Here is a 16,485-nt window from a genome sequence, read left to right as displayed (position 1 = left end):
CACATCCTTCAGGTCTAAAAAACAAGACCTTTTGTAATAGAAACTATTTGCTGATAGCTATAGCACTATCAACCAAGGAGGTTTATAATGGAAGTTACTTTAAATAAGATAAAAGAAGCTGCTAAAAATTTAACAGGAATTATACATAAAACTAATTTAAGTTATAGTACAACTTTTAGCCAATTAAGTAATAACCAGATTTATCTTAAAGCAGAAAATTTACAAAAGACTGGTTCTTTTAAAATTAGAGGAGCCTACAATAAGATAGCCAATTTAACTGAAAAAGAAAGGGAACGAGGAGTTATTGCTTCTTCAGCAGGAAATCACGCCCAAGGAGTTGCTTTAGGTGCTACTAAGAATGGTCTACAAGCTACTATTGTAATGCCTGAGGATGCTCCAATTGCTAAAGTAACAGCTACACAGAATTATGGAGCTAATGTTGTTCTGTATGGAACTGTCTATGATGAAGCATATAATAAAGCAATGGAGTTACAACAAGAGCAAAATTTAACTTTTTTACATCCTTTTAATGATCCAGAAGTGATTGCAGGACAGGGAACAATTGGTTTAGAAATCCTTGCAGATCTACCAGAAGTCGATATTATATTAGCCCCAATTGGTGGGGGAGGATTAATCTCTGGCATTGCTGTAGCAGCTAAAACAATAAAGCCAGAAGTAAAAGTGATTGGAGTTGAGGCAGCTAGTGCTCCAGCTATGAAAAGATCATTAAAGCAAGATAAAATAATTAGTTTAGACAAGGCTAATACTATTGCTGATGGAATAGCAGTTAAGAGACCAGGTTCAGTAACCTATCAATTATGTCAGGAGTATCTTGATGGAGTTGTAACAGTCTGTGATGAAGAGATTGCTAATGCGATTTTAATGTTGTTAGAACGGGCCAAGATGACAGTTGAAGGTGCTGGAGCTACTGCTTTAGCAGCTGTTTTGAATAATAAATTAGAAGTTGAGAATAAAAATATAGCTACTGTTTTAAGTGGTGGTAATATTGATGTCAATATGATTTCTAGAATCATTGAACGTGGTTTGACTAAAGCAGGTCGCAGAGTCAGATTCAAGACTATACTCAAAGATCAACCAGGTAATCTACAACAACTTTTAAATCGAATTGCCAAATCAGATGCAAATGTAATTTCAATTCATCATAATCATCACCAGGATGGGATTCCTATTGATTCAGCAGAAGTAGAGTTAGAGTTAGAGACAAGAAACCGTGAACATGCTCAAAAGATTTATGAGTCTCTAAAAGAGCATGGGTATAAGTTATTTGAGTAGTAATTCCTGACATTGATTATCAATGATTATATTATTTGATGTTAACTGTACACTATACACTATACACTATACACTGTAAACTAAATAACTAGGAGGTATTCAAATGGCAGATTTAGAGACAGTCAGTACTACAGAGGCGCCAGCAGCAATTGGCCCTTATTCACAAGGAGTTAAGTGTGGTAATTTATTATTTTTATCAGGACAAATACCTTTAGACCCAGATTCAGAAAGAGATGATGACCTAATAGTAGGAGGTATTGAGGTACAGACTAAGCAGGTTTTAGAGAATGTGAAGGCTATTTTAAAAGAAACAGGTTTAGAATTGTCTGATGTAGCAAAAACTACCTTATTTATTAGTAATATGGATGACTTTGATAAGATTAATAGAGTCTATGCCGATTACTTTAGTAAACATAAGCCAGCTCGGTCTTGTGTCGAGGTAGCTAAGTTGCCTAGGGATGTAGGAATCGAGATGGAAGTTATAGCTAGTTTTGATTAAACTAAGTTGTTAAAAATTTTTCCCTTACGATTCCTGCACTTTAAGGATTTGAGATGTGTTTATGATTTGAACTTGATTTAGCTCACCCTATGAGTTTCATAGAAACTTTTCGTGATAAAGACCATCTGCACCTAGCAGACGACAGATCCTTCAGGTCTTGAAATCAAGACCTTACGTAATAAAACCCATTTGCTGATAGCGTGGCACAAAGTGCCACTTTATATCAATAATAAGTAGTTTCAAGAAGTAGGTAAAGTTAATTCTTTACCTACTTTTTTATTTTTTTGGTATATAATTACTAAAAAATGTAAATAATATTAGTGAATAATCAAATGGGAGGGATAAAGATGAAGAAATACATAACGTTTGTTATTGTTCTTATGTTGATGTTGACTACTGTAGTTTCTGCTAAAGGTGATTTAGAGAGAATAGGAGAAATAGTAGCTGTTAATACTAATCAAGACACTATTTTACTAAAAAGTAGAGAAGAGATGACAGAATATAAATTAGCTTTAAATGCTACAATTCAGTTAAATAACAGAGATGTATCTTTGAAAGCTTTAAGACCAATTAAGGGAGATAATTTTCAACAGGCTAGAATTGAGTTAAATAAAGAAGGAAAAATAGAAACTATTGATTCTTTTTATCGTAGTATCTCAATTATAGTTGAAGAGGTAAATAAGCAAGTAATAATTTTTAAAAATCTAAATACAGGTCAAAAAATAGTTTATGACTTAAAATCTAATCTTGATATAATTAGGAATAATTATTCAGCTTCTTTAACTGATATCAGGGTAGGTGATCAGGGGGTAGTAGTGTTAGGTATTAATAATCAGCTACAGAAATTGGTATTACATCATTATCAAGATAAGGGTGTTATTAAAGAGATAGATAAGCAAGAAAAAGAGATTACTGTTAATATAGGTACTAGATCGGAACCTCAACTAAAGACCTTTCAGATACAGGATGGAACTAATCTGATAAATAATCAACAAAAGATAAAATTTAAAGATTTAGCAGTAAATCAATGGGTTAAATTAGAGGTTGATAAGCAAGTTAAGTTAGCTGTAGTACGTAATATTTAGTCTGTTTTTTCTGATTAAATAAAGGAATTGGAATAGAGATAAAGAATAACTTAAGTGGTCAAAGGAGGTACGAGCAAAATGGTAATTGAATACCAAATTACTCTAGCATGTCGCTGCCCTAAGTGTGGTAAGCTAGAGTTAGAGGAAGTTAATATATTTGATTTTTCAGGTGCAGATAAATTAGAGTTAGAGTGTGATTGTGGTTTTGATAAATTAGTAATTGGTAAAAAAGGCCAGAACTTTTGGTTAGAATATCCTTGTATCTTCTGTGATACTAAACATAGAAATTTTTATAAGCAGAATGAGTTTTGGGCCAATCAAGTTAAAAGTATTGAATGCTCTATTAATAGAACTGAATTGGGTTATTTTGGGCCTTATAATGAAGTTAAAGAGTTAACTGAACAAGAAGAAGAGTATTTAGAAGAAATGATGGATAAGCTAGACTTTGAAGATTATTTTACTAATCCTGATATTATGTTAGCTGCTTTAAATGAATTACATGATATAGCTAAAGAGAGTGGTTTAGTCTGTCAGTGTGGTAGCAAAGAGATAGATATTGAAATGTTACCTAATGAAATAGAACTAATCTGTAAAAAATGTGATGGTGTAACTAAGGTAGAAGCAAAGACTGAAAGAGATTTAAAAGAATTAAGAAAATTGAAGAAGATTAAGATTTTAGAAGGAGTAGTTAGTGCTTTAGAAAAGACAAATGGCTAAAAATCGGGAAAATTCCCGAAAAATAGGATAAAATGAAGGACTTTTATCTTTAGTATTGTATACTATGTAGTGGAAATAACTAAGGAGGTTATATTAAAATGGCATTAGTATCAATGACAGAGATGTTGAATAAGGCGAAAGAAGAGCAGTATGCAGTAGGACAGTTTAATATTAATAATCTTGAGTGGACGCAAGCTATTTTACAAGCTTGTGAAGAGGAGAACTCTCCTGTAATCTTAGGTGTATCTGAAGGAGCTACTAGTTACATGGGTGGCTTTAAGACGGTAGTTAATATTGTAAAAGGTCTATTAGAAGATATGGATATTACTATTCCAGTTGCAATTCATTTAGATCATGGTTCAAGTATTGAAAGCTGTAAGAAAGCAATTGATGCTGGATATACTTCAGTTATGATTGATGCTTCTCATCATCCATTTGAAGAGAATGTTGAGACTACTAAAGAAGTAGTTGAATATGCTCATGCAAATGGAGTGTCTGTTGAAGCTGAGTTAGGTATTGTAGGTGGACAAGAAGATGGTGTTGAAGGTGAAGTTAAGTATGCTGATCCAGAAGAATGTAAAAAGTTAGTTGAAAAGACTGGTATTGATGCATTAGCACCAGCTTTAGGTTCTGTTCACGGTCCATACCAAGGAGAACCTGATTTAGGGTTTGAAGAGATGTTAGAAATCAAAGAAACTGCTGGTTTACCTCTAGTATTACATGGTGGAACTGGTATTCCAACAGAAGATATTAAAGAAGCAATTAATCGTGGAACTTCTAAGATTAATGTTAATACTGACTTCCAGCAGGCTTGGACAAAAGTTGTTCGAGAATTACTTGCAGAAGATAAAGAAGTATATGACCCTCGAAAGATTATCGGTCCAGGTAAAAAAGGAATTATTGAAGCTGCTAAGAAGAAGATTGAAGTCTTCGGTAGCGCTAATAAAGCGTAACTTATAATTTAATAGATTTGATTAAGAAAAAGGTGCAGAATTAAATTCTGCTCCTTTTTTCTGTTTTTTAAGGGTTGGTTATACGTCTAACAGATATTTATAATTAATAATTGATGATGTAGGAGTTACAATTATTAAAAAATCAGTTTAAGATTAAGATTTGAGCTTGAGTAAACCCTTAAACTAAAGCTTAGACTCAAACTCAGGTTTAAATTTAATATTTGATTGATCTTAACTGTAAACTATAAACTAATATAAGGAGATGATTATAATGGAACGGGAATTAGCTATTGAATTTGTTAGAGTATCAGAAGCAGCAGCAATTGCATCAGCAAGATGGATGGGTCGAGGTGATAAAGAAGCAGCTGACCAAGCAGCAGTTGATGCTATGCGAGGTATGTTTGATACAGTAGATATGGATGGAGAGGTAGTAATTGGTGAAGGAGAAATAGATGAAGCTCCTATGTTATATATTGGTGAAAAGATTGGTACTAGAGAAGGAGAAGTACCTAAAGTTGATATTGCAGTTGATCCTTTAGAAGGAACAACAATTATTGCTGAAGGGCGACCAAATGCTTTATCTGTTTTGGCTGTAGCCCAAAGAGGTTGTTTCTTACATGCTCCTGATATGTATATGGATAAAATAGCAGTTGGCCCAGAGGCTAAAGGGAGTATTGATATTAATGCTTCAGTTAAAGATAATATTAAAGCAGTAGCAGAAGCAATGGACAAGTCAGTTGAAGATGTAACAGTAGTTATCTTAGATAAGCCACGTCATCGTAAAGGAGGCGGATTAATTGATCAAGTAAGAGAAGTAGGAGCTAAGATGAAGCTAATTAGTGACGGAGATGTAGCTGCTGCTTTAGCTACAGGATTACCTGATACTGGCGTTGATTTATTAATGGGGATTGGAGGCGCTCCAGAAGGAGTTTTAGCTGCAGCTGGTTTAAAATGCTTAGATGGTGATATGCAAGCCCGATTAAGGCCTCAAAATGATGATGAACTTAAAAGAGCCCAAGAAATGGGTATTGAAGATGTTAAGGCTGCATTGAAAATGGATGATTTAGCAGCAGGAGATAATGTTATCTTTTCTGCTACAGGTGTAACTAATGGAGAAATGTTAGATGGAGTTAGATTTACAGGCGACCAAGCAACAACACATTCTGTAGTAATGAGATCTAAAACAGGAACTTTGAGATTTGTAGAAGCAGTCCATAAATTGGACAAAAAACCACTACCTCAAAAATAATTGTTGTTAGACGATTGACTTGAAAATTACAGGAGTATATAATAGGTAATGAAGGATAAATTATATTGAAGATAAACAGGAGGCATATGAGTTGTTATCATTATGGCTAGTATTTCTATTATCAGCGTTAGCAATTATTATTGCAGGAACTAAATTATCTGATTATGGAGATATAATTGCTACCAAAACAGGATTAGGTCAAGCTTTAGTAGGAAGTATTTTAGTAGCAGGAGCTACTTCCTTACCTGAAGTAGTAACCAGTGGCACATCTTCTGCAATTGGATCACCTGATATTGCTATTGGAAATGTTTTTGGAAGTAATACTTTTAACTTAGTAATTTTGGCTCTTGCTGATCTGATGCATGGGTCAGGACCTTTCATGTTACGGGTGCATTCTAAACATATCTTATCTGCTTTATTAGGGGTTTTATTATCTAGTTTTGCTACTTTATTTATTTTAGCTAACTATCTAAGTGATTTACAGTTGAATATCTTTGGTATTGGATTAGGTCCTATTATTATTTTGGTTACTTATTTAGTTGGGGCTCGGTTAATTTTTCGTTATGAAAAGAAGAATGAAGTAGATGATGATGATAAAGAAGAAGAATTACTAGATTTAAATATTTCATTGAATAGAGCTATTTTAGGATTTAGTATATCTGCAATCATAATTATTATTGCTGGAATTAAATTGTCTTCTTCTGCAGATAAAATTGCTACGTTATCTGGTTTAGAGACAACTTTTATGGGAACCATTTTAGTTGCAGCAGCTACTTCCTTACCAGAAATGGTAGCTGTCGTTTCTGCTATTCGGATTAATGCTTATGATATAGCAGTAGGAAATGTCTTTGGAAGTAATATTTTTAATATGGTAATTATTATAGTGGCAGAGTTATTCTATAAAGGAGAACCTGTATTAGGAGCTGTCTCTTTATCTCATACTATCACAGCTTTATTAGGTTTGATTTTAAGTAGTATTGCTGTAATAGGTCTCTTCTATCGTTCTGAGAAGACCTTCTTAACTATTGGCTGGGACTCTATTTCTATTGCTACTATTTATTTATTTGGAGCCTATTTGTTATTCAGATTAGGAATTCAGTTTTAAGGTTTTTAGGGAGGAATTTTAGTTGATGAATATTAGTGAGTTAGAGGATAAAACGATTAGTGAATTATATGAAGTTGCTAAAGATTTAGAAATTACTGGATATAGCACCCTGAAGAAGAGAGAATTGATCTTTGAAATTCTAAAGGCGGAAACAGAAAAGGGTGGTTTGATCTTCGCTGAGGGTGTCTTAGAGATCCTCCCAGATGGATATGGTTTTTTACGTCCTTCTGAGTATGTACCTAGTACAGATGATATCTATATATCTGCATCTCAAATTAAGCGTTTTGATTTAAGGACAGGAGATGTAGTTTCAGGTCAAGTACGTCGTCCGAAAGAGAATGAACGTTATTTTGCTTTGTTGAGGATTGAAGCAGTAAATTATCAAGACCCAGAGTTGGCCCAAGAAAGACCTCATTTTGAAGATTTAACCCCTCTATATCCCCAAGAAAGAATTACTTTAGAGCATAAACAAAATGAAGTCTCCAGTCGCCTAGTTGACTTGGTGGCTCCTATTGGAAAGGGCCAACGAGGATTAATTGTTGCGCCACCTAAAGCAGGAAAGACTGTTCTACTCAAGAAGGTTGCCAATAGTATTTCCGCTAATTTTCCTGAAGCTAAATTGATGATTCTTTTAATTGATGAACGTCCTGAAGAAGTAACAGATATGAGGCGGTCAGTTGAAGCAGAAGTAATTAGTTCTACCTTTGATGAACCACCTGAAAATCATATTAATGTATCAGAATTAGTATTAGAAGAAGCTAAAAGATTAGTAGAACAGAAACAAGATGTAGTAATTTTACTAGATAGTATTACTAGATTAGCTAGAGCTTATAATGTCAATATACCATCTAGTGGTCGAACTTTATCTGGAGGATTAGATCCAACAGCTTTGCATAAACCTAAGCGTTTCTTTGGTTCGGCTAGAAATATTGAAGAAGGTGGAAGTTTAACTATTCTAGCTACTTCTTTAGTTGAGACAGGAAGTAGAATGGATGATGTAATCTATGAAGAATTTAAAGGAACAGGAAATATGGAGTTACACTTAAGTCGTAAGTTGGCAGAAAAGAGATTATTCCCAGCTATTGATGTGCAGAAATCAGGAACTAGAAAAGAAGAATTATTATTATCAGAAGAAGAAATAGAGACAATGTGGAATTTAAGAAGAGAAATGAATAATTCCCGTCCAAGTCAGATTATTAATTCCTTTGTTAAGCAGATAAATGCTAGTTCTAGTAACCAAGAAATGTTAGCTTCGTTACAGAAGATCATTAAATAAGTATAAGATGATATCTTGTATGTTGAAATTTGACTATTGCTGTGTTATAATATGGCAGTCAGAAGATCACGTAATAAAGAGAGGTGATTAAGATGAAGGAAAAAATTCATCCGGAATACGAAGAAGCTAAAATTACTTGCGCTTGCGGAAATACTTTTGAAACTAAGACAACTAAGGGTGATTTAAGAGTAGAGGTCTGCTCTAACTGTCATCCTTTCTATACTGGTAAGAAGAAACGCGATGCTCGTGGTGGACGTGTTGAGAGATTTAAAGAAAAATATGGTATTGAGTAATATATAAATGGCAGGGCTTTTGCTCTGCTATTTTTTGATATTATAATTCCTATATAATTTGGGAGGAAAAAACCATGGCAGCAGATAAACAGTATGGTGGTCAGGCAGTCATTGAAGGAGTTATGATGCGTGGAGAAGAAAATATAGCAGTGGCCGTCCGAAAGGATAATGGACAGATTGTATTAGATGAAAAACCTTTGAATTCTTTAACAGATAAATTTAAAATACTTGGATTACCTTTATTACGTGGTGTAATAGCTTTATTTCAATCTTTAATCTTGGGGTTAAAAGCTTTAACTTTTTCAGCTAATCAGTTTAGTGAAGAAGAAGAAGAGCTATCTTGGTTTGAATTGATTACAAGTATGGGAACTGCTTTAGGATTAGCTGTTTTATTATTTGTTGTTCTGCCAGCAGGAATTATTCATTTCATTCAACCATATATAGATTCTAATTTAGTCTTAAATGGATTTGAAGGAGTAGTTAAAGTTAGTGTATTGTTGACTTATATTGTAACTATCTCTCAGTTAGAAGATATTGAACGTGTTTTTCAGTATCATGGGGCTGAGCATAAGGTGATTCATAATCATGAATCTGATCTACCTTTAACTGTAAAAAATGCACAGCAGTTTTCTACTTCACATCCTAGATGTGGTACCAACTTTTTATTATTGGTAATGATAGTTAGTATTCTTTTATTCTCCTTTTTCGGTCGTCCGTCTTTAATAAATCGGATCTTAATTCATATAGCTTTATTGCCAGTAGTAGCTGGGCTATCTTATGAATTGATTAAGTTGGCCGGTAAGGAAGGGGCACCTAAGATCGTTAAATTAATTGCTTTACCAGGTCTTTATCTACAGAAGTTAACAACTGCTGAGCCTTCTAATAGACAAGTTGAGGTTGCTATGAAGTCTTTAGAAGCAGTATTGGATGAGGAAGAGGAACTAGATAGTAAAGAATAAATAATAGATAATAGAGAACAAATTTTAACTGATATAAAGCTATAGTTTTATATCAATAGTTGATGGTTATAATTTTTACACGAAGTGGTTCGTTAGAACCCGAAGGGACAGTGTATAGTGTACAATTTATAGTTAAAAGCAAATTCAAAGCCTTTATAACTTCTTATATACTAATGTTTGGTAAGGGTTTGATTTTATGAATTTAACTGTAAACTGCAAACCGTAAACTGTATACTGAATTTCAAGCTAGGAGGTTTAATATGGAATTAGATTTTGATATTGAAAAATGGTTAGATAAGTTAGATGGTGTAGTAGATCGTTATAAAGAGATTGAAGGTCTGTTAAGTGATCCAGAGGTAATTAATGATCAGGAGAGATTTCAGAAATTATCAAAAGAATATGCTAACTTGAAGAAGATTGTTAAGAAATATGAAAAGTACCAAGAGTTAAGAGATAATGTAGATGAGGCAGAGGAAATTTTAGAGATGGCCGATGATGAAGAAATGGTTGAATTAGCTGAAATGCAGTTAGCTGAAGCTAAACCAACATTAGAAAAGCTAGAAAATCAACTACCATTAATGTTGATCCCTAAAGATCCTAATGATGATAAAAACGTTGTAGTTGAGATTCGTGGTAGTGCTGGTGGAGACGAAGCTAATATCTTTGCTGGTAATCTATATAGAATGTATACTCGTTATGCAGAAAGTAAGGGCTGGGATATAGATATATTATCTTCTACTCCTTCAGATATGGGTGGTTATAAAGAAATCATTTTTGTAATTGAAGGTAAAGGAGCTTACAGTTATTTAAAGTATGAAAGTGGAGTCCATCGGGTACAGCGAATACCTAGTACTGAATCTGGTGGTCGGATCCACACTTCTACTTCTACAGTAGCTGTATTGCCAGAAGTAGAAGATGTTGACATTGATATCGATCCTAATGACTTAAAGATAGATACCTATCGTTCTAGTGGGCCAGGTGGTCAGAGTGTAAATACAACTGATTCAGCTGTACGAATTACTCACGAGCCAACTGGATTGGTAGTTTCTTGTCAGGATGAGAAGTCTCAGCATAAGAATAGAGATAAAGCTATGCGAGTTTTAAGAGCTAGATTACAAGAAAAGATTGAACAAGAAAGACAAGAGGAAATGGCAGAACAGAGACAGAGTCAGATAGGTAGTGGAGGTAGAAGTGAACGAATTAGAACTTATAACTTCCCTCAAGGTCGAATTACTGATCATCGAATTAATCTAACAACTCATCAATTAGAGTCTATTCTAGATGGTGAATTAGATGAGATTATTGAAGCTTTAATTACAGCTGATCAGATAGAAAAGTTAAAGCAGGTAGAGTAGAGTGAGCAGATTGACAGTTAAAGAAATTTTGGATAAGACTGTTGATTTTTTTAAAGAGCATAATCTGCCTAATCCTCGCTTAGATGCTGAAGTATTATTAGCTAATGTATTGGATATGGAACGAGTTAAGCTTTATGTTAATTTTAATCGACCTTTAAGTACAGCTGAAACTGACTACTATCGTGAATTAATAGTCGAGCGTAGTCAAGGACAGCCTGTAGCTTATCTCTTAGGAGAACAAGAATTTATGTCCCTTAATTTCAAGGTGACTTCTGATGTGTTGATTCCACGACCTGAGACAGAGCATCTAGTAGAGATCATCTTAGAGAAAATAGATCAGATAGATCAAGAAGAAGTCAGAGTTGCTGATATTGGAACAGGTAGCGGGGCAATTATTACCAGTATAGTTAAGTTAGCTACTAAGGAAGTTCAGGGAGTAGGAGTTGATATTTCTACTGCTGCTCTCAAAGTAGCTTATGAAAATGCATTAAATCATCAAGTAGCTGGTAAAATAGATTTTAAAGAGGGTAGTTTATTAGAGCCATTAGAAGAGGAATTCGATATTATTGTCTCTAACCCACCCTATATTCCTACTGAAGATCTAATTGATTTACAGCAAGAAGTTCAAAATGAACCAGAGTTGGCCCTTGATGGTGGAGATGATGGGCTAGATTTTTATCGCCAGTTAGTCACAGGAGCACCTAAACTATTAACTGATTCGGGATTAGTTGCTTTTGAAGTAGGCATTGAACAAGCTAAAGATGTAGCTGATTTATTAAGTGAGCAAGGTTTTACTAAAGTGGAAATTAAAGAAGACTATGCTGGAATTGAACGGATGGTATTAAGTAGGCTCTAGAGCCTACTTTTTTCTTTATAGTTTGGGAGAGGTGATGATTATGGAAGAGATTAAAGAAACTAAAGTATTTAATGATAGTCAATTAGCAGAAGTAGCTAAATTATTACAACAAGGAAAGTTAGTAGCTTTCCCTACAGAAACAGTTTATGGTTTAGGGGCCAACGCCTTAGATAATCAAGCAGTTAAGAGGATCTTTCAAGCTAAAGGTAGACCAGCAGATAATCCGTTGATTGTACATATTGCTCAACAAGAAGAGTTAGAAGACTTAATTATAGGAGATATACCTAAGCAAGCCCAAAAGTTAATAGACCAATTCTGGCCTGGGCCATTAACACTAGTCCTCCCGAAAGCTGAGCAGATACCTGAAGTAACTACTGGTGGATTAGATACAGTGGCAGTTCGAATGCCTAATCATCCTCTAGCTAAAGAATTAATTTCTAAGGCCAAAAGACCTCTTGCAGCTCCTAGTGCTAATTTATCTGGTCGTCCTAGTCCTACTTTGGCCCAACATGTATTTGCTGACCTACAAGGACGAATTAGTGGCATAGTAGATGGAGGTCAGACAGGAATCGGTGTTGAATCAACAGTTCTTGATTTATCACAAGAGACACCTACCTTACTGCGACCAGGAGGGGTTACATATGAGATGCTAGAGGATATATTAGATGAAGTAGAGGTTGATCCAGCAGTAGAAGCTGAAGTTAATAATGAATCTAAACAGGCTATATCGCCAGGTATGAAGTATAAACATTATGCTCCTCAGGCAGATGTTATCCTAGTTGAAGGAAACCCAGATCAAATTTCAACTAAGATTAAAGAATTAATTAGGTCTGAAGAGGGTAAAATAGGTGTGATGGCGACTACAGAATTAAGTAATAGATATCAGCAAGCTATCGTTAAAGAAATGGGAAGTAGAGCTAATTTAAGAGAAGTCAGTAGTAATATCTTCAAGTTATTGCGTAGTCTTGATAAACAAGGAGTAGATAAGATAATAGTTGAGGGTTTACCTAAGACTGGCTTAGGCTTGGCTATTATGAATCGGTTACGTAAGGCAGCGGGGTATAATATAATTAAAGTGTGAGGCGTGTGCTATGTGCTATGTGCTATGTGCTATGAGCTATGTGCTATGAGCTAATTCAAAATCGAAAACATAAAATAGTTTAATTCTCTAAAATAAAGACTTTTGACTGACAACTCAATACTGGATAACTATAATAAATCACTCCTTCCTAAAATATATATAGTTTAGATATGAAATAGGGAGGGGTAGTGTGGGACCTATTGAGGTATTAATTTTAGGATTGGCTTTAGGGACAGATGCTTTTTCTGTTTCAGTAGCTATTGGAACTAAACGCCTAAACTGGTTATTAGTTTTAAAGTTAAGTTTGATAATTGGGGCTTTCCATGTTTTAATGCCCTTGATTGGAGTAGAATTGGGACATCTTTTACAACATTTTTTTGGGCACTATTACTTTGAAGATACAATTGATCAGATTACTACAGTTATTGGTTCGGGTTTATTGATGATTTTAGGTATGTTAATGATTTATGACCAGATGACTAGTAGTAAGAAAGAATTTAAATTTGATCTATATGGTATCTCAGTTTTAATTTTAGCTTTTAGTGTCAGTATCGATGCTTTGTCTGTGGGATTTAGTCTAGGTATGTTAAATGCTGGTCTATTATTAAGTTGTTTTGCTCTAGGAATTATTGCAGCTTTAATGGTAGCTAGTGGTTTATTAATAGGAACTAAATTAGGTAATTTAATTGATAAAGCACAGATTCTAGGTGGGTTAGCTTTGGTTTTACTAGGTCTCCATCTAATATTAACAACTGGCTAAGGAGTTGAAGCCATGAATATCTATGAACTAGTGCTGATAGCTTTGGCTATAGGAATGGACTCTTTTTCAGTATCTATTGGAGTAGGAGTTGCAGGAGTAGATGATAGTAAAAAAGTAATTAAGTTTAGTTTAATAATAGGTTTATTACATTTGGTATTACCACTAGTTGGGCTTTATTTAGGTACTCAACTAAGCCGTTATTTAGGGCAGGTTGCTACTTATTTAGGAGCAGGGGTTTTGATCTTGTTAGGTATTAATATGGTACGGGAAGATGGAGAAGAAGAAACAGAATTCAAATTAACAGGTGCAGAGTTGATTTTGATTCCAATTAGTGTCAGTTTAGATGCTTTGACTGTTGGCTTTGGTTTAGGTGCTTTAGGAGCTGGAATAGTACAGGCTGCTATATTTTTTGGGGCAGTAGCTTTTTTAATGACTATTCTAGGTTTAACTTTAGGTGATGCTTTAGGAGCAGTAATGGCTAAATTAGAGTTAGTTGGAGGTTTAATATTAATCGGCTTGGGAATTAAAACTTTTGTCTTTTAGTCTAGGAGGTAAGAAGATGACTAAAATTCTATTTGTCTGTACTGGTAATACTTGTCGTAGTAGTATGGCTGAAGCTTTATGTAGAAAAATATTGGAAAAGTCAGGAAAAGATGATTATCAGGTATTATCAGCTGGTATATCTGCTAGAGAGGGAGGTACAGCAGCTAGACAAGCCATTGAAGTACTAAAACAGCAAGGGCTTGATTTAACTGATCATACAACTACCCCTTTAACAGAAGATCTAGTTAAAGAATCTGATTTAATTCTGACTATGACTCGACGCCACAAAGTCAGTATTTTAGATAACTATCCTCAAGTTAGAGGTCAGGTATATACTCTTAAAGAGTATTCTACTAAGTTAGAAAGAGATATAGAAGAGGAAGCAAGAATAGAAGAATTATATAATAAAATGGAAGAAAAGAGAAATGAATTTCTATCTCAATATCAGAATGAGTTAGAAGAATTAGAACAAAAGAGATCTAAACTAACTTCTGAATTAGAGGAGATAGAAAATGAGATTGTTAGGTTGGAGAATGAGTTGGCCCGTAAACTATCTCCAGAAAAGAGAGAGTTGGCCCGGTTACAAGGTGGTCAGAATGATTTAGATATAAGTGATCCCTTTGGACAACCTGTTGAAGTATATCAAGAATGCGCTCAAGAAATTAAAGAAGAACTAGAAAAAGTTGTCGAAAATTTAGATTAAAGGGAGGATAATTATTTTTACTAAAGAAGTCTTTAGTAAAGTTATTTAAAAAAGGAGGGCTAAAAATGAAAGTAGCACTTGGTAGTGATCACGGTGGATATAATTTAAAACAAAAAATCATAGATTTATTAGAGGATAGAGGAATTCAATATAAAGATTTTGGGACTAATACAACTGAATCAGTTGATTATTCTGATTTTGCTAAGGAAGTAGCTCATGCAGTAGCAGATAATGAATATAAAAGAGGTATTTTAGTCTGTGGAACAGGAATTGGAATGTCTATAACTGCAAATAAGGTTGCGGGGATTAGAGCTGCTCTATGCCATGATGTTTTTTCAGCTAAGGCAACTCGTCAGCATAATAATTCTAATGTGCTTACTCTAGGAGAAAGAGTAGTTGGTAGTGAATTAGCTTTAGAAATTGTTAAGACTTGGTTAGAGACTGAATTTGAAGGTGGTAGACATCAAAGAAGAATCGATAAGATTAATCAGTTAGAGGAGTGATAAAGTGGGTAAATTAGAAGAGGTAGATCCTAAGTTGACTGAGGCGATTAATAAGGAAGAAGAGCGTCAAAAGAATAACTTAGAACTTATTGCTTCTGAAAATTTTGTTAGTGATGCAGTTTTAGAAGCAATGGGAACTGTTTTAACTAATAAGTATGCTGAAGGTTATCCTAACCAGCGTTATTATGGTGGTTGTCAGTGGGTTGATGAAGTAGAAGAGATGGCTATTGAACGAGCTAAAGAGTTATTTGGTGCTGATCATGCTAATGTACAGCCTCATTCTGGTTCTCAAGCTAATGCAGCAGTCTACTTTGCTCTGTTAGAGCCAGGTGATAAAGTATTAGGTATGGATTTAACTCATGGTGGACATTTAACCCATGGTAGTCCAGTTAATATGTCTGGTAGTTATTATGATTTTGTCTCTTATGGGGTAAATCAAGAGACAGAAAGAATAGATTATGATGAAGTAGAAAGAATAGCTAAAAAAGAGGAGCCAGAGTTGATTGTGACTGGTGCTAGTGCCTATCCAAGAGAGATAGACTTTAAGCGGTTTAGAGAGATTGCTGATCAAGTAGGAGCCTATCTTATGGTTGATATGGCCCATATTGCTGGTTTGGTAGCAGCAGGATTACATCAAAATCCAGTCCAGTATGCTCATATAGTAACGACTACAACTCATAAGACACTACGCGGGCCAAGAGGAGGAATGATCCTTTGTCAAGAGAAGTTAGCTAAAGATATTGATAAGGCTATCTTCCCAGGGATTCAAGGTGGACCATTGATGCATATTATTGCTGCTAAAGCAGTCTGTTTCAAGGAAGCTTTAACAGAAGGCTTTAATGATTATCAGGAACAGATTATTAAGAATGCTCGTACTTTAGCAGAAGAATTAGGTCAAGAGTTTAGATTAGTTGCAGAAGGTACTGATAATCATCTATTACTATTAGATTTAACTGACCATGAGATTACAGGTAAAGAAGCTGAAGAAGCTTTAGATGAAGTAGGAATTACAGTTAATAAGAATACTATTCCATTTGAGACTAAGAGTCCATTTGTGACTAGTGGAATTCGAATTGGAACTCCTGCGTTAACAACTAGAGGTATGAAAGAAGATGACATGAAGAAAGTAGGTCAGTTAATTACTAAAGTACTATTACATATTGATAATGAAGACGTTAAAGAAGAAGTCAAAAAAGAAGTAGCAGATTTAGTAGCAGATTTTCCATTGTTTAAGTCTGAGTAGTGAGTGATGAGT

At 34.4% G+C, this 16,485-nt stretch carries 18 protein-coding genes; all 18 read left to right on the top strand.

All coding sequences use genetic code 11. From position 1 onward, the window contains the following. Positions 1–87: 87 nt before the first annotated feature. Positions 88–1,293, top strand: coding sequence for a threonine ammonia-lyase (gene ilvA / locus ACYQ39_RS07225; RefSeq protein ID WP_459841563.1), 1,206 nt, complete (start codon positions 88–90; stop codon positions 1,291–1,293). Positions 1,294–1,396: 103 nt separating this feature from the next. After that, positions 1,397–1,792 (top strand): RidA family protein, encoded by a 396-nt coding sequence (locus tag ACYQ39_RS07220; RefSeq protein ID WP_459841561.1) that lies wholly within the window; start codon positions 1,397–1,399, stop codon positions 1,790–1,792. Between the two features lie 347 nt (positions 1,793–2,139). Beyond that, positions 2,140–2,877, top strand: a complete 738-nt coding sequence (locus tag ACYQ39_RS07215) for a hypothetical protein (protein ID WP_459841559.1) — start codon at positions 2,140–2,142, stop codon at positions 2,875–2,877. A gap of 78 nt (positions 2,878–2,955) precedes the next feature. Further along, positions 2,956–3,594, top strand: a complete 639-nt coding sequence (locus tag ACYQ39_RS07210; protein ID WP_459841558.1) for a hypothetical protein — start codon at positions 2,956–2,958, stop codon at positions 3,592–3,594. A gap of 98 nt (positions 3,595–3,692) precedes the next feature. Then, a complete protein-coding gene (fba, locus tag ACYQ39_RS07205; protein ID WP_459841556.1) occupies positions 3,693–4,547 on the top strand; it encodes a class II fructose-1,6-bisphosphate aldolase in 855 nt (284 codons plus the stop codon). A 271-nt stretch (positions 4,548–4,818) separates the two neighbouring features. Then, positions 4,819–5,796, top strand: coding sequence for a class II fructose-bisphosphatase (glpX, locus tag ACYQ39_RS07200; protein WP_459841554.1), 978 nt, complete (start codon positions 4,819–4,821; stop codon positions 5,794–5,796). A 91-nt stretch (positions 5,797–5,887) separates the two neighbouring features. Continuing rightward, on the top strand, positions 5,888–6,901 hold the full coding sequence (locus ACYQ39_RS07195; protein ID WP_459841552.1) for a sodium:calcium antiporter: 1,014 nt from the start codon (positions 5,888–5,890) through the stop codon (positions 6,899–6,901). A gap of 25 nt (positions 6,902–6,926) precedes the next feature. Continuing rightward, positions 6,927–8,177, top strand: a complete 1,251-nt coding sequence (gene rho / locus ACYQ39_RS07190; RefSeq protein WP_459841672.1) for a transcription termination factor Rho — start codon at positions 6,927–6,929, stop codon at positions 8,175–8,177. A 92-nt stretch (positions 8,178–8,269) separates the two neighbouring features. Beyond that, positions 8,270–8,470 carry a 50S ribosomal protein L31 gene (gene rpmE / locus ACYQ39_RS07185; protein ID WP_459841550.1) on the top strand — a complete coding sequence of 67 codons (201 nt, stop codon included), beginning with the start codon at positions 8,270–8,272 and terminating at the stop codon, positions 8,468–8,470. Positions 8,471–8,544: 74 nt separating this feature from the next. Then, positions 8,545–9,429, top strand: a complete 885-nt coding sequence (locus ACYQ39_RS07180) for a DUF1385 domain-containing protein (protein ID WP_459841548.1) — start codon at positions 8,545–8,547, stop codon at positions 9,427–9,429. A gap of 260 nt (positions 9,430–9,689) precedes the next feature. Further along, a complete protein-coding gene (gene prfA, locus ACYQ39_RS07175; protein ID WP_459841546.1) occupies positions 9,690–10,784 on the top strand; it encodes a peptide chain release factor 1 in 1,095 nt (364 codons plus the stop codon). A gap of 1 nt (position 10,785) precedes the next feature. Continuing rightward, a complete protein-coding gene (gene prmC, locus ACYQ39_RS07170; RefSeq protein WP_459841545.1) occupies positions 10,786–11,640 on the top strand; it encodes a peptide chain release factor N(5)-glutamine methyltransferase in 855 nt (284 codons plus the stop codon). Between the two features lie 40 nt (positions 11,641–11,680). Then, a complete protein-coding gene (locus ACYQ39_RS07165) occupies positions 11,681–12,721 on the top strand; it encodes an L-threonylcarbamoyladenylate synthase (RefSeq protein WP_459841543.1) in 1,041 nt (346 codons plus the stop codon). A 190-nt stretch (positions 12,722–12,911) separates the two neighbouring features. Beyond that, positions 12,912–13,481, top strand: coding sequence for a manganese efflux pump MntP (locus ACYQ39_RS07160; protein WP_459841541.1), 570 nt, complete (start codon positions 12,912–12,914; stop codon positions 13,479–13,481). A gap of 12 nt (positions 13,482–13,493) precedes the next feature. Then, complete coding sequence (locus ACYQ39_RS07155) at positions 13,494–14,024, top strand: manganese efflux pump MntP (RefSeq protein WP_459841540.1); 531 nt, start codon at positions 13,494–13,496, stop codon at positions 14,022–14,024. 16 nt (positions 14,025–14,040) lie between these two features. Further along, positions 14,041–14,727 (top strand): low molecular weight protein arginine phosphatase, encoded by a 687-nt coding sequence (locus ACYQ39_RS07150; RefSeq protein WP_459841538.1) that lies wholly within the window; start codon positions 14,041–14,043, stop codon positions 14,725–14,727. A gap of 65 nt (positions 14,728–14,792) precedes the next feature. After that, positions 14,793–15,230: a ribose 5-phosphate isomerase B gene (gene rpiB, locus ACYQ39_RS07145; RefSeq protein WP_459841536.1), complete on the top strand. Its 438-nt coding sequence runs from the start codon at positions 14,793–14,795 to the stop codon at positions 15,228–15,230. 4 nt (positions 15,231–15,234) lie between these two features. Next, positions 15,235–16,473 carry a serine hydroxymethyltransferase gene (locus ACYQ39_RS07140; protein WP_459841535.1) on the top strand — a complete coding sequence of 413 codons (1,239 nt, stop codon included), beginning with the start codon at positions 15,235–15,237 and terminating at the stop codon, positions 16,471–16,473. Positions 16,474–16,485: the final 12 nt, after the last annotated feature.

It is taken from the genome of Halanaerocella petrolearia, assembly GCF_054657875.1.
The sequence above is the reverse complement of the archived record's forward strand: the minus strand, read 5'-3'. Positions and strand labels throughout refer to the sequence as shown.